Source organism: Stenotrophomonas sp. SbOxS2 (genome assembly GCF_013416715.1).
Taxonomy (GTDB): domain Bacteria; phylum Pseudomonadota; class Gammaproteobacteria; order Xanthomonadales; family Xanthomonadaceae; genus Stenotrophomonas; species Stenotrophomonas lactitubi.
Window position 1 is genome coordinate 146,953 of record NZ_JAAVXD010000004.1, and the last position, 22,876, is coordinate 169,828.

Genomic DNA, 22,876 nt, shown 5'->3' on the forward strand with positions numbered 1-22,876 from the left:
GCGCACTCAGGGTGCCGGTACCCGGGCCAGCAGCTCCTGCACCAGGCGCTCACCATCCCACCCTTCGGCGACGGCTTCATAGCTGGGCAGGACCCGGTGGCGCAGCACATCGGCGGCCACGGCACGCACGTCGTCGGGGGTGACGAAATCACGCCCCGCCAACCACGCTCGCGCCCGTGCGCACCGTTCCAGTGCGATGGAGCCACGGGGGCTGGCGCCCCAGGCAATGCGGCGCGCCAGCGAGGCGTCGTAGCGCGAAGGGTCGCGCGAGGCCAGCACCAGTTCGATCAGATAGCGCTCCAGCGCGGGGGCCATGTGCAGCTCCAGCACCTCGCGGCGCGCGTCGAAGACATCCTGCATCGGCAGTTTTTCCGGTGCCGTTGCGGCCTCGCCAAGCGCGCCCCGGGCGCGCTCGCGGGCCAGCCGCAGGATCTCCGACTCGGCCGCCTGGTCCGGATAACCAATGCGTACGTGCATCAGGAAACGATCCAGCTGCGCTTCCGGCAGCGGGAACGTGCCTTCCTGCTCGATCGGATTCTGCGTGGCCATCACCAGGAACAGCGACGGCAGCGCGTAGGTGTGGCGGCCGACGGTGACCTGGCGTTCACCCATCGCTTCCAGCAGCGCGGACTGCACTTTGGCGGGCGCGCGGTTGATTTCATCGGCCAGCAGGATCGGATGGAAGATCGGCCCCGGCACAAACTCGAAACGCCCTTCCTGCGGGCGCCAGATCTCGGTGCCGGTCAGGTCGGAAGGCAGCAGGTCCGGGGTGAACTGCACACGTGCGAAGTCTGCTTCCAGGCGTGCCGCCAAGGCTCGGATGGCCGTGGTCTTGGCCAGGCCCGGTGCACCTTCCACCAGCAGGTGGCCATCGGCCAGCAAGGCGATCAACAGGCGTTCGACCAGCGCCGCCTGACCGACGATCTCGGCCGACAGTGCATCGCGCAGGTCGCTGAAAGCGGCATGCAGGCGCGAGGTGGCGGGGGCAGGCGGCGGAAAAATGGATTCGGGCATCGGCGGAGGCAGGTTCATGGGGGCCTTTGACCGGCGCAGGATGGCTCGGGTTCCCCACATCATCGCAGGCCGTCCGGCTGCTGGCATCAAGAACGGCTGAACAGCCTCCACGCATGGCGTGGATCTACTGGAGGGACATGGCGTGGATCTACTCACCAATCCACGCATGGCGTGGATCTACTGGCGCAAACGACGCGGGGCCGCACGTGGCGGCCCCGGTCGAATGCAACAGGTGCAACGTCTCAGTTCTGGCGCGCCACGCGCAGGACCTTCGGGGTCACGAACACCAGCAGTTCGGCCTTGTCCTTGTTGCGACCGCGCTTCTTGAACAGGTTGCCGAGGAAGGGCACGTCGCCCAGGAACGGCACCTTGCTGACACTGTTGCGATCGGTGAACTCATACACGCCACCGATCACCACGGTCTGCCCATCTTCCACCAGCACGGCGGTATTGACCTCGCGGCGGTTGATGTTGGGCACCTGGCCGTAGCCTTCCAGCACGATGTAGCTTTCGACCTCGTCCTTCTTCACCGCCATGTTGAGGAACACGCGGTTGTCGTTGGTGATCGTCGGGGTGACCTTCAGTTCCAGCACCACTTCCTTGAACTGCACGTTCGGGGTAGCTGCACCGCCGGCACCGCCACCACTGATGGTGACATAGCCGATTTCCTTGCCCTGCTTGATCAACGCTTCACGCTGATTGGTGGTGACCACGCGCGGGTTGGAGATCACTTCGCCGCGCGACTCTTCCTGCATGGCCGACAGTTCGACGTCCAACAGGTAGCCCGCGTTGAGGATCGACAATGCCAGCGAGCCCGGATTGCTGGCCGCTGCCACTGGCAGGTTCCAGTTCAGCCCGCGGGTGATGGCCGAACCGACCGAAACCGGCGGCGGACCCACGCGGCCACCGGCGATCCAGTCGCGCTCGGCCTTCGCATTGGCGTTGTTGGCGTCCACCTGCGACTGACGGGTCTTGGCGTTGGCTTCCAGGTTGCCGCTGAAGTACACGTTGTCGCGGCTGCCGCTGATGCCGAACTTGGCACCCAGTTCGCGGGCGAACGTATCGGTAGCGATGACGATGCGGCTCTCGATCAGCACCTGGTCGACCGGGCGGTCGATCACGTTGATCAGTTCGCGCATCCGCGCGATCTTCTTCGGGATGTCGCTGATCATCAGCGTGTTGGTGCGTTCGTCTGCGACGATGCGGCCACGCGCGGACAGGAAACCACTGTCTTCCTGCGACGCCGAACCGCTGCCACCCTGACCACCGCCGCCACCACCACCGGAGCCGCCGATGCCCTTGGCCTCGGTCAGTGCCTTGAAGATCTGTGTGGCACTGTGATAGTTGATCTGGACGTAGTCGGTCATCAGATCTTCGCGGTTCTCGATCGCGATGCGCGCGTCTTCCTTCTCCTGCTCGAACTTGGCCAGCTCGGACTGCGGCGCAACCCACACCACGCTGCCGTCACGACGCTTGTCCAGGCCCTTGGCACGCAGCACGATATCCAGCGCCTGGTCCCACGGCACGTTGACCAGGCGCAGGGTCACATTGCCCTGCACGGAGTCGGAGGCCACCACGTTCAGATTCGACTCTTCGGCAATCAGCTGCAGGACAGTGCGCACGGGCACGTCCTGGAAGTTGAAGGTCACCGGCTTGCCGGCGTAGCCGCGCTGCGGCACGCCCTTGGCGGCCTGGGTCACGCTGCCGGCAGTGACGGCGCCAACGGCGGCCTGGGCCTGCCGCGGGCTGATCTCCACCACATACTCGTTGCCACTCTGGTAGGCCAGTGACTCGACCGGACCGCCGGTGCTCAGCACCAGCTGGGTGCCGACGCCGGACGGCTTGGCGTCGATGCGCTGCACGGGGGTGGCGAAGTCGGTGACGTTCATCGGCTTCTGCAGATTGGCCGGCAGGCGTGCGTTGCCGACATCGACAACCACGCTGTTGCCCTGGCTGCGCAGGTCGGGCATGGCGCCCTGGCCGTCGAACTGCAGGATCAGGCGGCCCGCGCCGTCATCGCCACGCTTGAAGTCGATGCGTGCGACCGAAAGGCCTGCCGGCGCAGCGGCCGGCGTCGCCGCCAGCGCGGTGCCGGTCGGCTTTTCCGACGGTGCGGCGGCCAGCGCCGGAGCGCAGGCCAGCATCAACGCGACTCCCAGCGCGCTGATGCGGTTCAAGGTAGAGCGCCGGATGGGACGCAGCCCCTTGGCTTGGTGAAAGGTCATCGTGCTATCCCCAGTAAACGATCATTGATCTTCCAGCGCGAGTGTTGCTGGACGTTCCAGCCAGCCACCCGCGCCATCCGGCACCAGTTCGATCAGCTCCACGCGGTCTTCGAAGACCGCGGTGACCCGCCCGTCGCTCTGCCCCAGGTAACCGCCGGGACGCACCCGGTAGGTCACCTTGTCCGGCCCCATCACCAGCGCCACGGTGCCGGCGCCTGTTCCGATGGTGCCGACCATGTCCAGCGCGTCAAGCGGGAAGCCTTCCATCGGCTCCTTGCGTCGGTTCGGATCTGGCCGCAGTCCCCCATTCCCCTGCTGCGGGTTGGTCCAGGCATCGGTGAACGGATCGCGCATGCCCTGCGCGGAATACTCGAAGGTCTCGAACTGCTGCATCACCGGCAGCGGCTCCAGCGGCTGTGCCGGTCGCGCACGCTCGCTCTCGACCCACTTTTCCAGGTTGGGTGCATCACCCGGCGTGCTGGTCACGCCGCGGCCGCAGGCGGCCAGCAGCAGCACCGTCAACGCCATACCACCACGTGCAATGAAGGAACGGATCACTTCTTCGCCTCCTTGCCCGCTTCAGCCTTCTGCTGTTCCTCGACCTCGGCCTCATCCAGGTAACGGTAGGTCTTGACCGTACCGGACAGTTCAAGCGCACCGGCACGGATGTTGCCGCCAGTCTTGTCCTTCGGCTTGAGGTTGATGTCGTGCATGGTCAGGATCACCACCCGCGGCAACGAGGCCACGCCGCTGACGAAGGCGCCGAACTGATGGTAACTACCCACCATCCGCAGCTTGATCGGCTTCTCGGCGTAGAACTCCTTGATCTGCTCCTGCTCGGGTTCAAACAGCTCGTTGGCCAGGCCGCTGGACAGTGCGGTCTGCGAGATGTCGATGATCAGGTCCGGCATCTCGGTCTTGCTGGGCAGCTGCCGCAGCATCTGCTGCAGGACCTGCTCCATCTGTGCCAGCTGCTGCTTCAACGGTTCCAGGTTGACCGCGCGTTCCTGTTCCTTGGTGAACTCGGCACGCAGCTCGGTTTCCCGCGACTCCAGACCGGCCAGTTCCTCGCGCTTGCCGCTGACCAGCAGCATCCAAAGCACGAACATGATGACCAGGGCGATCAGCGAGCAGAACACGATCTTCGCGTTCCTCGGCCAGTTGCCGATGTCGTTGAAGTCCAGGTTCTTGATGTCGACTTTCTTGCTCATGCGCGATCCCCCTGCAGCGGGGCGTGGAAGGCCTGCGGCGGCTGCGCCAGGCGGCTGCCCTCAGGCTTGGGTACGGGTGCGGCCTGCGCTGGCTTGGCCGGCGCAGGTGCTGCCGGCGGTGCCGGGGCCTGTGCCGGAGCAGTTGCAGGCGTGGCTGCCGGTGCCGGCGTAGATCCCGGCGCTGGTGCGGCAGCAGCCGGCGCTGCCGCGTCGGGCCCTGCGCTGAGCGGTGCGACGGTCGGTGCCACCGGCGCGGTGCCGGCCACGCTGCCATCAGGGTTCAGGCCTGGAGTGGTCGCTGCTTCCTCACTCTGCGCGGGCAGCTTGACCTTGACCTTGAACACGTACGGCAACGCCTTGATGTCAGCCACCGGGCCGGTCGCGCGCCCTTCCTTGTCCTTGTCCGGTTCACGCGCCTCGATGATCGCCAGCTCCGGATTGGTCATCCAGCCAGAGACTTCCAGGTTGCGCATGTAGGCCGAGACACGGGCATTGGACTGGGTGCGGCCTTCCAGGGTCAGCACGTCGCCTTCCTGCTGCAGGGCGGTGAGCACCACGCCATCGGGGATGGTGCGTACCAGCGCATCGAACAGGTGGACCATCTGCGAGCGCTTGGCCTGCAGCTGCTCGATCACGGCCTTGCGGGCCAGCAATCGATTCTTCTGCTCGTCAAGGCGGTCGATTTCCTTGTTCTGCTCCTTGACCTTGTCGATCTCGGTCTGCAGGTAGGCGTTGCGATCGCTCTGCCCGCTGACCTGCATGTCGTAGTAGAACCAGATCAACAGCGACAGCAGCAGGCCACCAAGGGCGGCCATGCCCAGCATGATGCCGAACTCGCGCTGGCGTTGCTTGCGCCGTTCGGCGCGCCAGGGCAATAGATTGATGCGTGCCATCAGTCAAAGCTCCTCAGCGCCAGACCGGTCGCGATCATCAGCGCGGGGGCGTCCTGGGCCAGCGCGTGCGCCTGCACCTTCGGCCCCAGGGTCATCTGTGCCAGCGGGTTGGCGACCACGGTCGGCACACCCAGCTGTTCCTCGACCATCTCCGGCAGGCCTGCAAGGGCAGCACAGCCGCCGGCCAGCACGATGTGATCGACGCGGTTGAATTCGCTGCCGGCATAGAAGAACTGCAGCAGACGGCTGATCTGCTGCACCGTGGCTTCCTTGAACGGCTCCAGCACTTCCATCTCGTAGCTTTCCGGCAGCCCGCCCTGGCGCTTGGCCAGACCGGCTTCCTCGTAGCTCAGGCCATAGCGGCGCATGATCTCGTCGGTCAGCTGCTTGCCACCGAACACCTGTTCGCGGCTGTACAGGCTGCGGCCACCGCGCAGTACGTTGAGGGTGGTCATGGTGGCGCCGATATCGACCAGCGCAACCACGCCCTCGGCCGAAACCGGCAGCTCGCTGGCCACCAGGGCGAAGGCGTTCTCGACCGCGAAGGCCTCCACGTCCATCACCTTGGCCTGCAGGCCACCCAGTTCCAGTGCCGACTGGCGCAGTTCAACGTTTTCCGAACGCGAGGCAGCCAGCAGCACCTGGACCATTTCCGGGTTGTTCGGGATCGCCCCGATCACCTCGAAGTCCAGGTTCACTTCCTCGATCGGATACGGAATGTAGTTGACCGCTTCCAGCTCGATCTGGGCTTCCATGTCGTTCTCGTCCAGGTCGGCCGGCATCGGGATCACCTTGGTGATCACCGCCGAACCGGCCACGGCCGCAGCGGCCAGCTTGGCCTTGCTGCCGGAACGGTTCATCGCCCGGCGGATGGCCTCTCCCACGGCCTCCACTTCGACGATGTTCTTCTCCACCACCGCGTTCGGCGGCAGCGGTTCCACGGCGTAATGTTCCACACGGAAACGGTTGCCGCTGCGGGAAAGCTGCAACAGCTTTACCGCAGTCGAACTGATGTCGACGCCAATGAGCGGCGACTGACTTTTTGGGATGAGCCCCACGGTTTCTCCCCTGCCGACGGGCACTTGGACGCAAGAGCTGCGTCCGCGCATTAATAACGTATTCTTAGCAAATGGCAACCGCCCTGCTGTGACATCCCTCACAGGATGAACACGCAGCCCCTGGCGTCCCCTTGCACTCCCCAGTGCCGGCCCCAGCCGCCACCTTGCGTAATCTATACTCTGCGACCACGAAATTCGCAATCGGAATCTGACACCGATGACCCGTCTCCGCCGCTGGCTGCGCTGGATCTTTCTTGTTGTCCTGGTCCTGGCGCTGGTCGGAGCGGCCGCCGTTGGCGGCCTGTACTACGCCGTTTCTTCCAAGCTTCCCGACGTGCAGACCCTGCGCGACGTGGAAATGCAGGAGCCGATGTACGTCTACGCTGCCGACGGCAAGCTGATGGCGGTGTTCGGTGAGACCCGGCGTACCCCCATCACCATGAAGGACGTGCCGGAGAAGCTGAAGCAGGCGTTCCTGGCCACCGAGGATGCCCGCTTCTACGAGCACGGCGGCGTGGACTACAAGGGCATCGGCCGCGCGGTGTGGCTGCTGGCCACCACCAACGACAAGCGCGTGCCCGGTGGCTCCACCATCACCCAGCAGGTGGCCCGCCAGTTCTTCCTCAGCTCCGAGTACAGCTACACCCGCAAGCTGGCCGAGATCCTGCTGGCGCGCAAGATCGAGTCCGAGCTGAGCAAGGACGAGATCTTCGAGCTGTACCTGAACAAGAGTTTCTTCGGCAACCGCGCCTACGGCGTGGCCGCCGCCGCCGAGTTCTACTACGGCAAGAAGCTGGGCGAACTGGACCTGGACGAGATGGCCTCGCTGGCCGGCATCCCCAAGTTCCCGTCCTCGGGCAACCCGATCTCCAACCCGGAGCGCGCCCGCCAGCGCCGTGACAACTATGTCCTGCAGCGCATGGCCGACCTGAAGTTCGTCAGCCAGGCCGAGGCCGACGCGGCCAAGGCCGTGCCGATGCACGCCACCGCGCATGAGCCGCCGGTGCAGGTCGATGCGCCCTACGTGGCCGAACTGGTGCGCCAGGAAATGATCGCCCGCTTCGGCGGCGACGTGGTCAACAAGGGCTACCACGTCACCACCACGATCGATTCGACCCTGCAGACCGCTGCCAATCTGTCGGTGCGCGACGGCCTGCTGCTGTACGACCACCGCCACGGCTGGCACGGCGTGGAGAAGCAGGTACAGCTGGGTGCCGGCGATGATGCCGCTGCACTGGCAGAGCACCTGCGCGGCATGTTCGGCCAGGCCGGCCTGCTGCCGGCGATCGTCGCCAGCACCGGTGCCGACGGCAGTGCCACCGTGGTGCTGGCCAACCGCAGCGAGATCGTGCTGCCGGCCGGTGCCGCCAAGTGGGCCAACAAGAGCCCGGCCAAGCTGGTACAGCGCGGCGACATCGTGCGCGTGCGCGCCGGTGCCAAGGAAGGCGAGTGGCTGCTCGACCAGCTGCCGCGCGGCCAGTCCGCGCTGGTCTCGCTGGACGCCCACAGTGGCGCACTGAAGGCCCTGGTCGGTGGCTTCAGTTTCTCCGGCAACAAGTTCAACCGTGCCACCCAGGCCCGTCGCCAGCCAGGTTCGAGCTTCAAGCCGTTCGTCTATGCGGCCGCCTTCGACAAGGGTTACAACCCGGCCTCGATCGTGCTCGACGCCCCGGTCGTGTTCCGCGACCGCCGCGGCAAGACCTGGGCGCCGCAGAATGACGGCGGTGGTTTCCGTGGCCCGATGCGCCTGCGTGAGGCGCTGGTGCAGTCGCGCAACCTGGTCTCGGTGCGCCTGCTTGATGGCATGGGCGTGGACTACGCGCGCAAGTACATCAGCCAGTTCGGCTTTGCCGAATCCGAGCTGCCGCCGAACCTGTCGATGTCGCTGGGTACCGCCTCGCTGACGCCGCTGTCGGTGGCCCGCGGCTATGCCGTGTTCGCCAACGGCGGCTCGCGCGTGGACACCTGGCTGATCGACCAGGTCAACGACCGCGATGGCAACCTGGTGTTCAAGGAAAACCCGGCGATGGCCTGCCGCGACTGCGCTGGCAGCAGCGACCAGCCGGTGAACCAGGTGGTGGATGGCTTCAACTTCGGCGCCCCGGCACCCAAGGTTGACGCCACTGCCGCCGCCAAGCCGGAAGCCAAGACCGAAACGCCGGCCACGCCGGTCAACCCGGACGCGCGTACCGCACCGCGTGCGATCGACGCCCGTACTGCTTACCAGCTGGTGTCGATGATGCGCGACGTGGTCCAGCGTGGCACCGGCGCACAGGCCAAGGTGCTCGGCCGCGAGGACGTGGGCGGCAAGACCGGCTCCACCAACGACCACCGTGACGCATGGTTCTCCGGCTTCGGCGGCCCGTACGTGACCACCGTGTGGGTGGGCCGCGACGACTTCCGCTCGCTGGGCTACCGCGAATATGGTGGCAAGGCCGCCCTGCCGATCTGGATCGACTACATGCGCACCGCGCTGAAGGACACCCCGATCGCCCAGAACGAACCGCCGAGCGGCATGGTCCAGGCCACCCTCAACGGCGCGGTGGAGTGGGTGAAGGTGGAAGACATGGACCGCCTGACCGACTACGACCTCAACCTGCAGAGCACCCCGCAGGCGGACGCGGCCGCGTTCGATATCTTCTAAAGGTGCAGGTGCGGTGGGTGCCAACCGTTGGTTGGCACGATGGCCCGGCGTTGCCCTGGTAGTCGCCAACCTTGGTTGGCGCCCCGTGCCGACCAAGGTCGGCATCTACCGAAGCGATTGCATCCGGCAGCCGAAGGGCTCTACGGGCACGGCCCGGCGTTGCCCTGGTAGTCGCCAACCTTGGTTGGCGCCACGTGCCGACCAAGGTCGGCATCTACCAGATGCGGTTCAAATACCCACGCAGATGTCACATGCCTGCGCTAGTCTGTAGCCAGGTCGCAACAGGGAGTCATCGCATGCACCGCGCTCACCAGCATGCTGCCAGCCAGACCCGCGAACGGCGTCATCGCCTCGCCCACGAAGCCGCCCGGCTGATGGCCGAAGGCGGAATCCGCGACTTCCACCAGGCCAAACTCAAGGCCGCCAGCCGCCTCGGCATCCACGACGATGCCTCGCTGCCCCGCAACGTCGAGATAGAACAGGCCCTGCGCGAGTACCAGCGGCTGTTTTCCGGCCCACAACACGGCAACGAACTGCAGCGGCGGCGCGAGTCCGCGTTGCGCGCGCTGGAGTTCCTGCATGGGTTCTCGCCGCGCCTGGCCGGGCCCGTGCTGGACGGCACCGCTGACGCCAACAGCCCCGTGCAGCTGCACCTGCACAGCGACGACCCTGAGGCGGTGCATCGCTTCCTGGACGAACATCGCATCCCCGCCGAATCGCGTACGCGGCGCCTGCGGCTGGACCGCGAGCGCAACCTGGACGTACCGGTGTGGGTGTTCAGCGCCGAAGAACTGACCTTCGACCTGGCCGTGCTGCCCTATGACGCCCTGCGCCAGGCGCCGCTGTCGCCGGTGGATGAGAAGCCCATGCGCCGGGCGTCGGCCACGCAGTTGCGGCAGCTGTTGGCCGAAATGGAGATCACCGCCTATATCGGCGGATGACCGGCGTAGAGCCGAGCCCATGCTCGGCTTGGGGCTGCCGCGATCTGCGCGGAGAGCAGCCGAGCATGGCTCGGCGCTACGGGAAGATCAGCTTTTCTTCGGACGGGGTTGCCAATCGTGCCAGCCACGGCACCGCAGCACGGTACGGATACTCGGCCATCATGCGTGCATGCATCTTCTGCAGGTCATGCAGGTGCCAGGCGTGCGAGTACACGTCCTGGAAATCATCCGCCCAACCACTGCGCACCCGCATGCGTTCCCCATCAAGATTCGGCACCAGGTACCACGGCACCTGCAGGATCTCGGCCAGTGCCTTGTTGCGTACAGCACTCTCGTGCCCCGACCGCTGCAGCTGTTCGATGCGGAAACTCACGCGGCGGCAGGGAAAAGGCATGCAGGCACCGGTAGCGTTGATGTAATCGGCGATGTCCGCATACATGTCCGCCTGCAACTTCATCGCCACCGGGTCCTGCAGCGTCTGCCGCACCCGCAGCGTGCGCTGGGTGCTGCCGCGGATCTCCGCGGCACTGTAGAAAGGATGACCCGGCGTCGTGCCGCCGTGGCGTACCAGCACGATGCGGTGGATCGCTTCGTCGGTCAGCACTTCCACCCGCACGGCGGCGGCTTCCGGATGGATGCGCGGCTGCGGCACGTTCACCACGCGCCAGAACCCCCACACCATCAACCCCATGCAGATCATCAGCATCAGGCACGCCAGCGTCCACGTATCCATGTCGTGGGTGACGTAGCGGATGCGGGCGCGCCAGACGTAGTAGCGCCGGTAGGTCATGAAGCGGCTCATGAAGCTGTACATCGCAATTTCCTCTGCAATGGCCCCGGCGCGGCGGGGCTCGTTACGCGCACCACACCGGGGCGCCATGGCTTACCAGCCGATGCCCACACCCACGCCCATGCTGCGTTCACCGCTGTTGGTGAACGCACCATTGAGGCTGAAGGTGGCTGAGCCCTTGTCGTTGAGCACGCGCTGATAACCCACCGCCATGGCCGACTCGCCCTCGGCGTAGCCCACGCCCGCACCGAGGCGGTTGTAGGTGGCCAGGCCAGCGGTGTTCATGGCCATCGCCGTCTGCGCACTGCTCATCGCCGCCATGCGGTTGAAGCGCTTGTCCATCTTGTCGAGGCGGCGTTCGAAGTTGCTGATGGCGCCATCGGTGTATTCGTTGGCGCGGGCCAGCATCTTCTCCAGTTCAGCGGTATCGACCTGCGGCGTGGGCGACGGCGTGTCGTCCTGCTTCGACTTCGGCTGAGGCGTGGGCGACGTGCCCTCGCCTGCCGAGGCCACCTGCGGCGAATCGCTGGCTTCCGGCGTCGGCGTGACCTGTTCGGTCGGCGCGGCCGAAGCCGTAGCCAGCGCACGCGACTGCGGCTGGCCATCGACGCGCTGCTCCAGACCATCCATGCGGCCATTGAGCTGCTGCTGCACAGCGTGCAGCTGGCCACCGTTGACCGCCTCGCGGCTGCCAGCGGCGATCAGGCCGTTGGCCACGTTGGAAATGACCATGCCGTTGGCGCCCGCCAGGGTGAGCTGGGCGGTGCCGTCGCTGCGGGTAGAGGGGGCTTCATGGAAGACCGAACGGAGCTGGGTTTCGACGCGATCCATGCGGGAGCCGGTGGTGACTACGGCGGAGTCCAGCGTGGTGAGAGCGTCGTTGACGGTGCTCTGGTGCTGGCCCTGGACGGTGAAGCCGGAGGTGGTGACATTGCCGTTGGCGTCGATGTTGCCGCCGAGGGTGGAAAGCGCGCCGCGCAGCTGGCCGATGGTGGCTGTGTCGTTGGCGTTGCGGCCGTTGGCTACGTTGACTAGGCGACGCTGGAGAGCCCCTTCTCCGAACGAAACAGTAAGAGCATCTCTGGCGATAGAACCACTACCAATGGCAACACTATAGTTGGCACCCGCCTGGACTGAGCTCGCAGCGCCTATTGCAATGCCCTTCTCCGCGTCAACCACCGACCTTACACCCACGGCGAAGCCATCCTCCGCAGATTCCATGACATGCGCGGCACGACCAAGAGCGACAGAGTTCTTGCCTCCTGCGCGGGAGAAACTGCCCAACGCAGTCGCGCCCTCGCCAACTCCCACTGCCGAATCACCTAGCGCAACACCCACCAAACCAGCTCTTGCGGAAACTGCCGGACCGGCTGAGCCTACCGACAGGAACCGTTGTGAATCCTCCAGATCAGTAAGTCTGCTGTTTGTCGTATACAACTGCCCGCCGTTGACGGCATCACTGCTCGATGCCGAACTGATATCACCATCGGCCAGACCGATAATCCGAGCGCCAGCAAAGTCAATCGGACCTTGGCGAGTAAAGCCAGCCAGGCTCTTTCGCTGCTCCTTCATCTGATCGATCTCGCTTCTGTTGTCGGCGATATCTTGCTTGGCTGCATACAGCTGGCTACCAGTCACCGCATCGCGACTACCAGCGGCAATACGACCATCGGCCAGATTCGACAGAACCATGCCCTGCGCACCTGCCAAGTTCAGCTGACCAACTCCATCCGCCCGGGTCGAGGGCGACTGTTGGAACGTCGCACGCAGCTGACCTTCGAGGCCATCTACGCGGCTGTCTGACCTAACCACCGCCCCATCAAGTGCGGCCAAGGCGTCTCCGACGTTGTTCTGCTTGCCACCTTGCACGCTATAGGTAGGCCCAACAACGTTCCCTAAAGCATCCAGGCCCGCACCGCCACCGAGTCCAGCAAGAGCTTCGTTGAGCTGCGCAATGGTGGTCGCATCGTGATCGGAAACGCCACGATCAAGATTTACCAGGCGCCGCTTTACAGAGCTGTTACCCACTGAAACGGTGTTTTCTTCGGTTGCAACTGAATAAGAACCCAGCGCCACGGCGCCATCAGCGCCCGCTACGACACGGCTCAGCGCTCCAAAAGCGACGCCCTCCTTCGCATACACGTTGGAACCGACCCCCAACGCAAAGCCGCTTTCTGCAGACTCCGCAACAACCGCACCCCTTCCTAGCGCGACTGAGTTCAATGCATCTGCAGCCGCAAAGCTACCTATGGCTACCCCGCCCTCAGAACCCACCGAAGCTCTTGCCGAATCGCCCAATGCAACCCCAAGCAGGCCAGCATCTGCATCAATGCTCTCATCGTCAGAACCGACGCTCAGGAATCGCCCCTTGCGTTCGAGCTCTATGACTCGAACATTGGTCGCAAACAACTGCCCACCATTCACAGCATCCGTGCTGGCCGAAGAACTGATATCACCCGCTGCAACACCCGATACACGCGCATCTTCCATGTCCACCAGACTGCGATCGGCACTGAACTTCACCACGCCATCCAGATCCGGATCGAAATTATCGAAATCCGTGCGCAGCGCATCCAGCTCGACCCGGTTGTCAGCGATACGCCCGTCCTGATCCGTCAGCTGCTGCGCATGCCCAGCCAAAGCCTGTCGCTGGGTCTCCACCGTGGCATTGGTCGCAAACAGCTGCTGCCCGGTCACTGCATCCGTGCTGCCCGCACTCAGCGTGCCGTTGGCGATGTTGTAGATGCGTCGCTTGGCTCCGGTCTTGTTCGCAACATCCACGATGGTCCCAGTGTTCTCCGCACCCAGACGCACGTTGCCACTGGCAGATACCTGGCCCACCAGACCGCCCAAGGCATCAGCCTTCTGCACAGCGCCATCGGCCACACCACGGGCGGCATCGGCCGCCGTCTTCGCCGCGGCTGCGGCCGTGCGCACGCTGGTCACTTCGCTATTGGTGGCATTGAGCTGCTGCCCGGTTACCGCATCAGTGCTGGACGTACTGAGCACGCCATTAGCCAGATTCTGCAGCTTGCGCTTGGCACCGGCCTTGTTGGCAACGTCGACGACGGTGCCGGTGTTGTCTGCACCCAGGCGTACGTTTCCACTTGCCGATACCTGCCCCACCAGGCCATCCAGTACCGCCACCCGCGCCTGCGCACCGTCCGCGGTCGCCTTTACAGCAGCCATGCTGGTGTTGGTGGCATGCAGCTGCTTGCCGGTCACCGCTTCACTGCTGGACGTACTTAAGGTGGCATCGGCCACGTTGACCACTTTGCGCTTCAACGAGCCATTGCCCACCGACACCTGATTGGTTGCAGTCGTGGCTGAGCCATTGCCGAGCGCAACCGCGCCCGCATGTGTCGCACTGGCGCGATCACCGAGGGCCAACGCGCTCTGCGCCGTGGCACTCGCCTGATTGCCCACGGCCGAGGCATACAGGCTGCTGGCAACGGCCCCGCGCCCAACGGCCGTGGCCTGGTTGGCCGACGCGTTGCTCTGGAAGCCTAGAGCCGTTGCGTGCGTGCCTTTGCCGGACGCCTCATGACCAACGGCAATACCACGGTCACCCGTTGCCACAGCGTCCAGTCCAAGTGCCACCGCACCGTTGCCACTGCGGGTGCCAGCACCGATCGACACACCTCCGTTGCCACTGATCTTGTTACCCGCGTCATCCACCGTCGCGCGAGCGTCTGCGCCCATGGCGACGCTCTTGCCGTTGTAGGCTTTGGCGTTGTTGCCCAGCGCAGTACTGATGCCGTAGCTGGCCTGCTCCGCGACAGCTCCCGCGCCCAGTGCCACGGCACTAGCATTCAGCCGTGCAGCCGTTGCGTCGGCTGCTGCCTGCGCCTTGCTGACATTCGCATTGGTGGCGTTGAGCTGCTTACCCGTAACCGCCTCGGTGCTGGTCGTGCTCAGCGCTCCATCCTTCAGACCGGTGATGGCGCGAACAGCATTGGACTTGTTGCGGGCATCCAGCACCGTGCCGGTGTTCTCGCCGCCCAAGCGTACGTTGCCACTGGCCGATACCTGGCTGACCAGGCCACTGACCGTATTGGCCTTGGCCAATGCAGTGTTGGCATTGGTATTGGCCGTAGTGGCCGTGGACTGCGCTGCCGTGGCCGTCGTCTTCGCGGCATCGGCTGCAGTTCTGGCACTGGTCACATTGGTGTTGGTTGCATTGAGCTGCTTGCCCGTCACAGCTTCAGTGCTGGATGCAGAAAGCGCCCCATCCTTCAAGCCGGTGATGCTGCGAACTGCGTTGGACTTGTTACGAACATCCAGAACGGTGCCGGTGTTCTCACCGCCCAGGCGTACATTGCCGCTCACCGATACCTGGCTGACCAAGCCGCTGACCGCATTGGCCTTCGCCAGCGCCGTACTGGCATTGGTGTTGGCCGAGTTGGCCGTAGACTGTGCCGCCGTGGCCGTCGTCCTCGCTCCATCGGCGGCACTCTGAGCCTTGGTTACGTTGGAGTTGGTTGCATACAACTGCTTGCCTGTGACCGCATCACTGCTGGTCGAGTTCAGCCGCGCATCGGCCACATTGACCACCCGACGCTTCACGCTACTGGTACCGACCGAAACGGTGTTGGCCTCTGTGGCGAGCGATCCACGACCAAGTGCAACAGTGCCATTTGCTGAGGTCTTTGCGCCATGACCAATGGCCACACCATCGTACTCAGCGCGAGCTTCGCCACCCAACGCAATCGCACCGGTCCAGCCATTGGTTCCCGCGTTAGCATTTCCGCCAATGGAAATTTTGGACACGCCAGCGCCATCCGCAGTCCTGGACCCGCTACCGATAGCTATGGAATTCTCTGTGTATGCCTTCGCGTTATGGCCAAAAGCTGCCGTGCCAATGCCATCACCAGTCGCATAGGCACCGAACACGGAGGCATATCCCTGCCGGGCCTCAGACCAATAGCCGAACACCGAATTACTATCACCTACGGCGTTTGTACGATTTCCGAAGCTCGTGGAGTAGCTCCCGTCAGTCCAGGCTCCTCCGCCCATGGAAAGAAAGTAGGAGCTTGCAAGCGAAGCGTTCGCGTATCCGATGTCCTCATGCCCAATGAACGGTGCACAGCGAACAAGACCAGATGTTTTGCTATCACAACCATAGAAAACTGCGCCTGCGCTAGCCCCATACGGGACCATCCCAAGTAGTGCCGCAGCCAATACTGTTTTCCTGAGACATGCCTGCGCCCCTTTTGCAGCCTTGCGTTTTCCCAGGGACAACTCACTGGTTACCACCCAGCACTGCTTGGCGCGGCTCCACAAACGACGATAGATACGATTCATTGGATCTCCTTAACAGGAATGTCAGAAAGAGCCCCACCAGCGCCGCTGGCGGGGCTGAGGAATCAACCGGCGCTGGGCGCCAGGGTCTGTACGTATTCGCGATAGCCATCGCGGGTCAGTCGATAACGCATCTGCAGCGTGTGTCCCGGCTGCACGGGGAACGGCAGCTCCAACGCACTGCCCGGATACAGGCTTCGCGACACGTCGTGCGCCGTGCAGCGCGCGCCATCGCAGTCGGCGATGCTGGTGATGCCCACGCGCACCGTGCCGGTGTTGTGTAGGCGGTTGCCTTCCACCTGCACCGCCATGGCCGGTTGCGCGGGCAGCACATTGACCAGCGCACCCCATATCAGGCTGACGCCGACATTGGCCTGTGCGCGCTCGCCATCGCCCGCGCGCTCAATGCCGTCTGGACCACGCACGCCTTCGAAGTACACGCGGTAGGCGGTTTCCTTCTCGACCGGCTGCAGCGGAATCACCCGGATCAGGCGATTGCCACCACCGGCCAGCGCGAACTTGCCGGGGGTGATGGCGATGGCCGCTTCGCCGGGCTCGACCTCGACCTCGTGTTCTTCTGCACCGGCCGGATTGACGATGCGCTTGATCGAGGCCTGCACGTACTGCGGCTGGGTGGACTGCGAATAGATGCGGATCTGCGCGCCCTTCTTCACGTCTACCGATGTGCGCATGGGGTGCACGGTGAGGTTGGCGTGGGCAGGCATCGCCATCAGCAGCGACAAGGGAAGCAGGCAGCGAATGAGAGGCTTCATCGGGGGCTCCATGGGAATCAGGGCGTGACAGTGGGAACGCGCAGTTCCACCTTGAGATCGCCGTCGTAGTAGCCGGGGCGTTTGCTGCTGACCGGCACGCGAGGGGTTTCCAGCGTCAATGGCGTGGGCACGCAGAACACCGGCTGCGTCATGCCGGGTAGCAGCACCAGGCGCAGCTTTGCGGTATCGATGCCATGCAGCAGCTGCTCCACACCGTTGCGCATGGGCAAGGCGCTGCCGTTGTGATCGAGGGTGACGGTGTAGTCCACGCGCTGCGTAGCGTCACTGCCGCCTTCGGTATGCCAGACCGAATAGCCGGAAGGCCCCGGCGGGCGCGGCCCACTGTCGCGCACGGTGACGCCCAGGTACTGGCTCTGCGAGCCCAGTCCGTCATACAGGCACATGTCGAGTTGGGTTCGGCCGCCGACGGTCTGGGCGATCGGGTCGTACTGCAGGTTCAGGCCGACGTGCGGGGTGACCTGGTCGAAGAGCGGGAAGTAGATGGAGACTGCGTTGTAGTCGGTGATTGTGAAGTCGAACTTGAACGAGTAGGTCGCGAGCACTGGGCCGTTGACCGCTTCATGAAGGTCGAGGAAAACAACTGCCTCCCATGTTCCGGCCACAAGCCTTTCAAGCTCGGAACTCGGCAACTCCAAGTGAGCGCCTGTACCTATCGGCCATTCCCCCGCGCACTCAGCTGCAGAGGAAGACCATGGCGGAAGCACCGCCTTGCCCCAGTAGTCACTTGAACAACCTCGCCCAGGCATTGCTCTCGCGAGGGAGCCCAGCAGCTGTATCTCCTCGACCAATCCCGACCGCTTCTCGGTAGCGCGAATCGTTACCGCCCCCCGGCCAGTATCAAACTCAGTGCCGGCAGTAGGGCACCGTCCTTGAGCTGCGTCAGTTGACGATCGGCAAGTCAGGTGCAGTGTTCCGTAGCGTGTCGAATTTGCCTCGTAGCCCAACACAGTCCTCGGCGCCCACAACTCGATATCCCCAGGCATCGCAGAGCGATCCCAGCTCATCACGATGTCGCGATGTTCACTCGTCGGATGCGTCTCCGGCGGCCGCTGCGCCATCGCCCGCGGCGCCAGCACCACCAGCGCACACAGCACAGCCATCACCCACCACACCCGCCGGCTCACTGCGCACCTCCCGCTGCTGCGGTCTGCGGCGTGGCCGCAATCAACGCCTGCTCCTGCAGCAGTCGCGTCACCCGTGCCTGATGGCGGATGTCGGCGGGTAGCTGGGCCACGGCCAGCGGTTCGCACTGCACGGCGCCCACCAGCATCACCACGCTGCGGCGCTCGCGCACATGCAGCGGGCAGTGCAGCAGCCGGTCGTCCTGCAGCAGGTACAGGGTCGTTTCGCGTCGTGGGAAGTCGGCCACGAAGCCTCCATTACTGCCGGTGCCAGGCACCGGCGCGTTGAGAATGCGGGCGCCGCGCAGCGGTGCGCCGGCGATGTCGTGGGCGTTGCCAATGAAGGTGTAGGTCACTTCAATCGGCACCGGCATACGCACCAGCCGGCCGGGCGAGAGGAACAGCGGGCGTGCGCCCCCCACGCCGCTCACACGCACGGCCGCGATGCTGTCCAGTGCGCTGGCGTCCTGCACTTCGGCGCGGTGCGATTGGTAGGCGGAAATCGGCAGCAGGCGGCGTTCGCCCAGCTTCAGCCGCTGCCGGCGCAGTCCGCCTACCTGCAGTTCGGCGGCCACGCCGGTCAGGTCCAGATCGTCGGTGCCATCCACCTGCACCGCCAGCCCGGCATCGGCGCCCACGCCTGCGCCCCAGTACAGCCCGCGCGAGCCGATGGCCAGGCCGGAACTGTGTGTGGCGCTGTACGCCACCTCGTTGCCGCCCTGGTGCTGGTAGCGCGATACCGTGGCACCGGTCTGGCCGATGCGGTTCTGCAGCTGCCCGCTCAGCGTGGCGCTGTACCGTTCGTTGTTGTTGCCGCGTAGTTCGCCGGACACTTCGCGGTACTGGTCTTCGTACTCCTGGCGCAGGGTCTGGCCGGCGCTGTAGTTGACGTCCGGTCGTGCGTGCTGCGGCTGGCGCACATCCAGGCCGTAGCGACGCTGCGAGCTCCCGCGGTCACCGCGCTGCAGGCGATTGAGGCTGACGTTGAAATAGATGCCGCGGTCGCGGCCATCGAGCAGGCCACCGCCACTGGTCTGCTGCCACACGCCGATCCGGCCGGAGACACTGAACTCTCCCCAGCGCTGGCTGCGGCTGTAGCTGGCCTGCCAGGTGCGGCTGAGCTGCGGCACGCGTGCGGGCTGCGGAATCCACGGCGGCAACAGCGGGTCGAGCCCGGCCATCGGATCATCCCCCAGCCCCGGTTGCACGGTGCCTGCGCGCCAGGTCTGGCGGCGGGTATAGGCCAGATAGGCATTGCCGCCGGCCACCGGCAGCGCCATCGAGGCGCTGAGCGAGTCGGCACAGCCGAGCCGGTCGCGCGCATCGTCCTCGAACTGGCAGGCACGGCCGCGCATGCGCTGGTGGTACACATTCCACGAGGCACGGCGTCGATACGAAAGCTGATGCTGCTGGCCACGGCTGCCGTCGCTGCCGTGCATGCCGCTGAAGGTGGCGCGGATCTCCTGGGTGGCGAACACGTGGCGCAGGTCCAGCCGCAGTTCGCCATAGCTAAAGCCGCCGAGGTCGGCGAGGCCCGCCGTCACCGCCACGTTGCGCGACATCGGCACGCGCACGCCGCCCATCGCCGCCAGCTCATCATCGAAGCGGTCACTGCGGCGCTCGTTGCGGCGGCCGCCCTGCATGAACCACTGCACACTGCTGTCGGTCCAGTCGCCACCCTTGTCGAACGGCGCGTCTTCGCTGCGCACCAGTACGCCGTCTTCGTAGATGCGCAGGGTGATGGTGTAGTTGCCCAGCGGGAACCGGCGCGTATCGAGCTGGTTGATACCGGCCTGCAGGTAGAAAGTCTGCAGCAGGCGCTCACCATCGAACGCATCCACGCGTGCATCGCGCGCCAGCAACACGGTGAGCGGCGTGGCCTGCACGGCAGCGGCGGAATCCACGTAGGCCTGCGTGGTACCCAGGCGCAGGCCCTGAAAGCGGTCCATCGGCAGCATGCTGAAGCTGAAGGTGCCGCCCTGCGGACTGCTCAGGTTGCGGCGGTCCATGCGCCCGGCCTGCAGGTAGTGCTGTTGGCCCAGGTCGTGGCGGTAGTAGGCGTTGTCCAGCTGGAAATCACGGTTGGCACGGCCACCGCGGTAATGCTGCTGGCTGAAGGTCCAGTCGGCGGACAGGTGCCCGCGCTGGAACACGCCCAGCGCACCCATGCCCTGCGCGGCCAGCGACTGGTAACCGCGGCCGCCACTGACATTGAGCGTGTGCTGGTGCAGGAAGGCGTTTTCGGCATTGGCGCTGACCTGGTGGTAGCGCTCGGCGGCCGGTTCGCCGGGAATCCATTGGCGGGCGACGAACAGGCGCACGGCGCCCTCGCCTTCGTCATACAGCGCGCGCACGGCGGTGGGCTCCTCGGGGGGATCGATGTAACCGCAACCGGCACTGGCGCCACCGTAACGGCAGGCCAGATGGCTGTTGCGCGGCAGCGGCTGCGACAGCGCTGGCAACAACGCGGCCTGTGCCTCGGCGGGCAGCTGCAATGCCTGCAGCGCCTCGGCCGGAGCCTCCAGCTGCACGTGTTCCAGGGTTACGCGCACCGGCACCAGCCCGGTCGAACGACCGAACAGGCGTACCTCGAGTTGTTCGGTCTGGCCTTCGACCAGATCCTCGAAACCGGCGGGAACGCCGCGCGCCGCGACCAGGGGCGTGGCCAACGACAGGGCGAGCGCGACCGCCAGCCGGGTGACGGCGGGTGCGGGAGATTTCATGGGGGTGTTACCGGAAGCGGCCGGCCCGGCAAGCGGGCCGGCGCGGGCGCCTTACGGGCTGGTGGTCTTCTGCTGCATGGCGATGGTGACGATGCCTTCGTAGGTACCGCCCTTGGCGATCGGCGCCTGGACGGTCTGCGCGATACGCAGCGGCATCGGAATCGATGCGCCCGGCAGCGCGCCGTCGAACAGATCGGAGGCGGAGAAGTCCTGCGCGGCCACGGTCAGCGCCTTGCCGTTGAGGCTGACGGTCAGCGGCACCGGTGCGCCACTGCCATCGGTGTTGAGCAGCTGCGGCGTGCTGCCAACGCGCACTTCGATGTCCTTGTCTTCATCGTTGGAGTAGACGCGCACCTGCTGCGACCACGGCACCAGGCCGCTGACCGGGTTGTGGATCATGTTGACGACCGAATCCAGCGCGGTGCCATCGGCCTTGAGCAGGGCCAGGGTCGGGTCGACGTTGGCCCAGACCTTGATGTCGGCGTCGAATGCATGGGCGGACAGCGAAACGGTGGCCAGCGCTGCAGCGAGCGTGGCCTTCTTCAGAATGGCGTGCATGGTTGTCTCTCTCGGACAGGGGGATATGAAAGCTCCCCTCCCCAAGGAGAAAGGGAGGGAAGCGCCGTCCGCAGAGGTGGGTGCGGCCGACGAGAGAATGGTAGGTATGCCTACCCTGCGCCGGCCATTCAAGCATTCCTAAATAACTGAACGTTAAGGAGATTCCTTGAGGGCGTTCAATGTTTGAGGGTTATGCAAACTTCCTCATCCGGCTTTTGCAACAACCCTCATTGCGAGACACGCACTCTTGTTTATTCGGGCCATGCTCGACGCACGGGTGCACTACCGTCGCCTCAACGCGTGCTGACGATCCGCACATGATCCACGTCGATGTCGGTAGGCTTGAAGCGGTGCGTATCCACTTCACCGTGCAGCTCCACCACGGTGGTCGCGCTGACAGCCTGGTGGCTGGGCAGATCCTTGTCGTCGATTTCCACATCGATCTCGCCGGTGGCGTCCTTGAAGCGGTAGCGCTCATGGCCGATCTTGGCCACCAGCGTGCCCTGCAGCACCACCGGCTGGTCGTCACGCTGGTCGCGCGCCTCGGCAACCGTGGTGACGGCGCTGGTGGCGCCCGGGCCGGTGTACTGGGCAAAAGCCCCGGCGCTGAGCAGGCTCAAGGAGGTGGCGAGGAGCGCAAGGGTGAGTCGTCGGTTCATGGTGTTCTCCATGCAGGGATAAGTACCCTCAGGTTCTATCGCCTCGAATGTGATGCCCATGCAATAAATCCGAAAAGATCTGAAAACGACATCCAATGTCAGAAACCATTCATCCCGGACCCGACGCCTCTTTCAGGAACGATTCCATGGCCGCAACCAGGGCCAGCGGCGTCTCGTTCATCGGGTAATGCCCGGCATCCTGCAGGACCTCCATCGCGGCCTGCCGGTAGCGGCGCAGATACGTGCGCTCCATCAGTGCACGGTTGAAGGTGGGATCGTGCCCGCCCACCAGCACCTTCAACCGATGAGTGCCGACGATCTCATTGCTGAAATCGGTATCCGCCCACGCTGGAAGATAGGCAGCAAATGCTGCAGGTGAAGCATGTGCCGCCGAATACGCGGCCTTCCAGTCGAGCCATTGCGCCGGCAGCCGTCCGCCGGTACTGCGATCGATGATGGTCCGGCGGATGCCGACGTCCCCGGCTGCCGCTTCAAGCAGATCTCGCGTTGCGGCGTCGTAGGCAATGCCGCCGCAGGGCACCGGCGCAATGGCCACCATGCCGCGTATCCGTTCCGGCGCAAGCACCGCCATGCGTTCAATGGCCATGCCGCCCATCGAGTGACCCGCCACGCTGAAGCGTTCGTGGCCCAGGGCAGTCATCAGATCCAATGCGTCGGATGCAATCTCGTCGATGGTGTACGCCCCGGGCGCATCGCGCATGCCGCCGTAGCCGCGGCAGTCCATGAAGAGGTAGCTGAAGTCGTCACGCGACAGCCAGGGCTCGATCGGCTCGAACGCGTGCGCGTCGCCGAACCAGCCGTGCAGGACCAGGACAGGGTGCGATCCGTGCCCCACGCGATGAAAGGTATTGGCCATGGGGTTCCAGTGCAGTTTCGGGAATCCCCGATGCTAGGCAGCGCGCCTCAGTGGCGCCGTCGATGAC

Annotated in this window: 16 protein-coding genes; 2 read left to right on the forward strand and 14 right to left on the reverse strand. The window is 65.0% G+C overall.

The window, feature by feature from the left end; all coding sequences use genetic code 11:
- Nucleotides 1–6 precede the first annotated feature (6 nt).
- From HFK18_RS08640 to HFK18_RS08665, 6 genes are all read right to left on the reverse strand, one after another.
- Entirely contained in the window at nucleotides 7–1,032 is a 1,026-nt protein-coding gene (locus tag HFK18_RS08640) for a MoxR family ATPase (RefSeq protein WP_180165806.1), read from the reverse strand.
- 224 nt (nucleotides 1,033–1,256) lie between these two features.
- Nucleotides 1,257–3,239 carry a type IV pilus secretin PilQ family protein gene (locus tag HFK18_RS08645; protein WP_180165808.1) on the reverse strand — a complete coding sequence of 661 codons (1,983 nt, stop codon included), beginning with the start codon at nucleotides 3,237–3,239 and terminating at the stop codon, nucleotides 1,257–1,259.
- Nucleotides 3,240–3,260: 21 nt separating this feature from the next.
- Entirely contained in the window at nucleotides 3,261–3,797 is a 537-nt protein-coding gene (locus HFK18_RS08650) for a pilus assembly protein PilP (protein ID WP_170919634.1), read from the reverse strand.
- On the reverse strand, nucleotides 3,794–4,450 hold the full coding sequence (gene pilO / locus HFK18_RS08655; protein ID WP_100553441.1) for a type 4a pilus biogenesis protein PilO: 657 nt from the start codon (nucleotides 4,448–4,450) through the stop codon (nucleotides 3,794–3,796). The genes HFK18_RS08650 and pilO overlap by 4 nt, the downstream gene beginning before the upstream one ends.
- Nucleotides 4,447–5,343, reverse strand: a complete 897-nt coding sequence (locus tag HFK18_RS08660; RefSeq protein ID WP_180165809.1) for a PilN domain-containing protein — start codon at nucleotides 5,341–5,343, stop codon at nucleotides 4,447–4,449. Before HFK18_RS08660 ends, pilO begins: the two co-directional genes overlap by 4 nt.
- A complete protein-coding gene (locus HFK18_RS08665) occupies nucleotides 5,343–6,401 on the reverse strand; it encodes a pilus assembly protein PilM (protein WP_032951624.1) in 1,059 nt (352 codons plus the stop codon). Before HFK18_RS08665 ends, HFK18_RS08660 begins: the two co-directional genes overlap by 1 nt.
- A 217-nt stretch (nucleotides 6,402–6,618) precedes the next feature.
- Here HFK18_RS08665 and HFK18_RS08670 point away from each other — a divergent pair, with 217 nt between their 5' ends.
- Entirely contained in the window at nucleotides 6,619–9,045 is a 2,427-nt protein-coding gene (locus HFK18_RS08670; RefSeq protein ID WP_180165811.1) for a penicillin-binding protein 1A, read from the forward strand.
- A 296-nt stretch (nucleotides 9,046–9,341) separates the two neighbouring features.
- On the forward strand, nucleotides 9,342–9,986 hold the full coding sequence (locus HFK18_RS08675) for a hypothetical protein (RefSeq protein WP_100460222.1): 645 nt from the start codon (nucleotides 9,342–9,344) through the stop codon (nucleotides 9,984–9,986).
- 76 nt (nucleotides 9,987–10,062) lie between these two features.
- Here the strand turns inward: HFK18_RS08675 and HFK18_RS08680 are convergent, their stop codons facing one another.
- The 8 genes from HFK18_RS08680 to HFK18_RS08715 form a co-directional block, all read right to left on the reverse strand.
- Nucleotides 10,063–10,800 carry a hypothetical protein gene (locus tag HFK18_RS08680; RefSeq protein ID WP_180165813.1) on the reverse strand — a complete coding sequence of 246 codons (738 nt, stop codon included), beginning with the start codon at nucleotides 10,798–10,800 and terminating at the stop codon, nucleotides 10,063–10,065.
- 69 nt (nucleotides 10,801–10,869) lie between these two features.
- The gene (locus HFK18_RS08685) at nucleotides 10,870–15,546 is read right to left on the reverse strand and encodes a YadA-like family protein (RefSeq protein ID WP_343202954.1); all 4,677 of its coding nucleotides are present in this window, start codon (nucleotides 15,544–15,546) and stop codon (nucleotides 10,870–10,872) included.
- Between the two features lie 596 nt (nucleotides 15,547–16,142).
- Nucleotides 16,143–16,850, reverse strand: a complete 708-nt coding sequence (locus tag HFK18_RS08690; protein ID WP_180165817.1) for a pilus assembly protein — start codon at nucleotides 16,848–16,850, stop codon at nucleotides 16,143–16,145.
- A gap of 17 nt (nucleotides 16,851–16,867) precedes the next feature.
- Nucleotides 16,868–17,971 (reverse strand): CfaE/CblD family pilus tip adhesin, encoded by a 1,104-nt coding sequence (locus HFK18_RS08695; RefSeq protein WP_180166064.1) that lies wholly within the window; start codon nucleotides 17,969–17,971, stop codon nucleotides 16,868–16,870.
- A 20-nt stretch (nucleotides 17,972–17,991) separates the two neighbouring features.
- Nucleotides 17,992–20,715 carry a TcfC E-set like domain-containing protein gene (locus HFK18_RS08700; protein WP_180165819.1) on the reverse strand — a complete coding sequence of 908 codons (2,724 nt, stop codon included), beginning with the start codon at nucleotides 20,713–20,715 and terminating at the stop codon, nucleotides 17,992–17,994.
- A gap of 51 nt (nucleotides 20,716–20,766) precedes the next feature.
- Entirely contained in the window at nucleotides 20,767–21,273 is a 507-nt protein-coding gene (locus HFK18_RS08705) for a CS1 type fimbrial major subunit (RefSeq protein ID WP_180165821.1), read from the reverse strand.
- Nucleotides 21,274–21,566: 293 nt separating this feature from the next.
- Complete coding sequence (locus HFK18_RS08710; RefSeq protein ID WP_100553448.1) at nucleotides 21,567–21,932, reverse strand: NirD/YgiW/YdeI family stress tolerance protein; 366 nt, start codon at nucleotides 21,930–21,932, stop codon at nucleotides 21,567–21,569.
- A 109-nt stretch (nucleotides 21,933–22,041) separates the two neighbouring features.
- The gene (locus HFK18_RS08715) at nucleotides 22,042–22,809 is read right to left on the reverse strand and encodes an alpha/beta hydrolase (protein ID WP_180165823.1); all 768 of its coding nucleotides are present in this window, start codon (nucleotides 22,807–22,809) and stop codon (nucleotides 22,042–22,044) included.
- Between the last annotated feature and the right edge of the window lie 67 nt (nucleotides 22,810–22,876).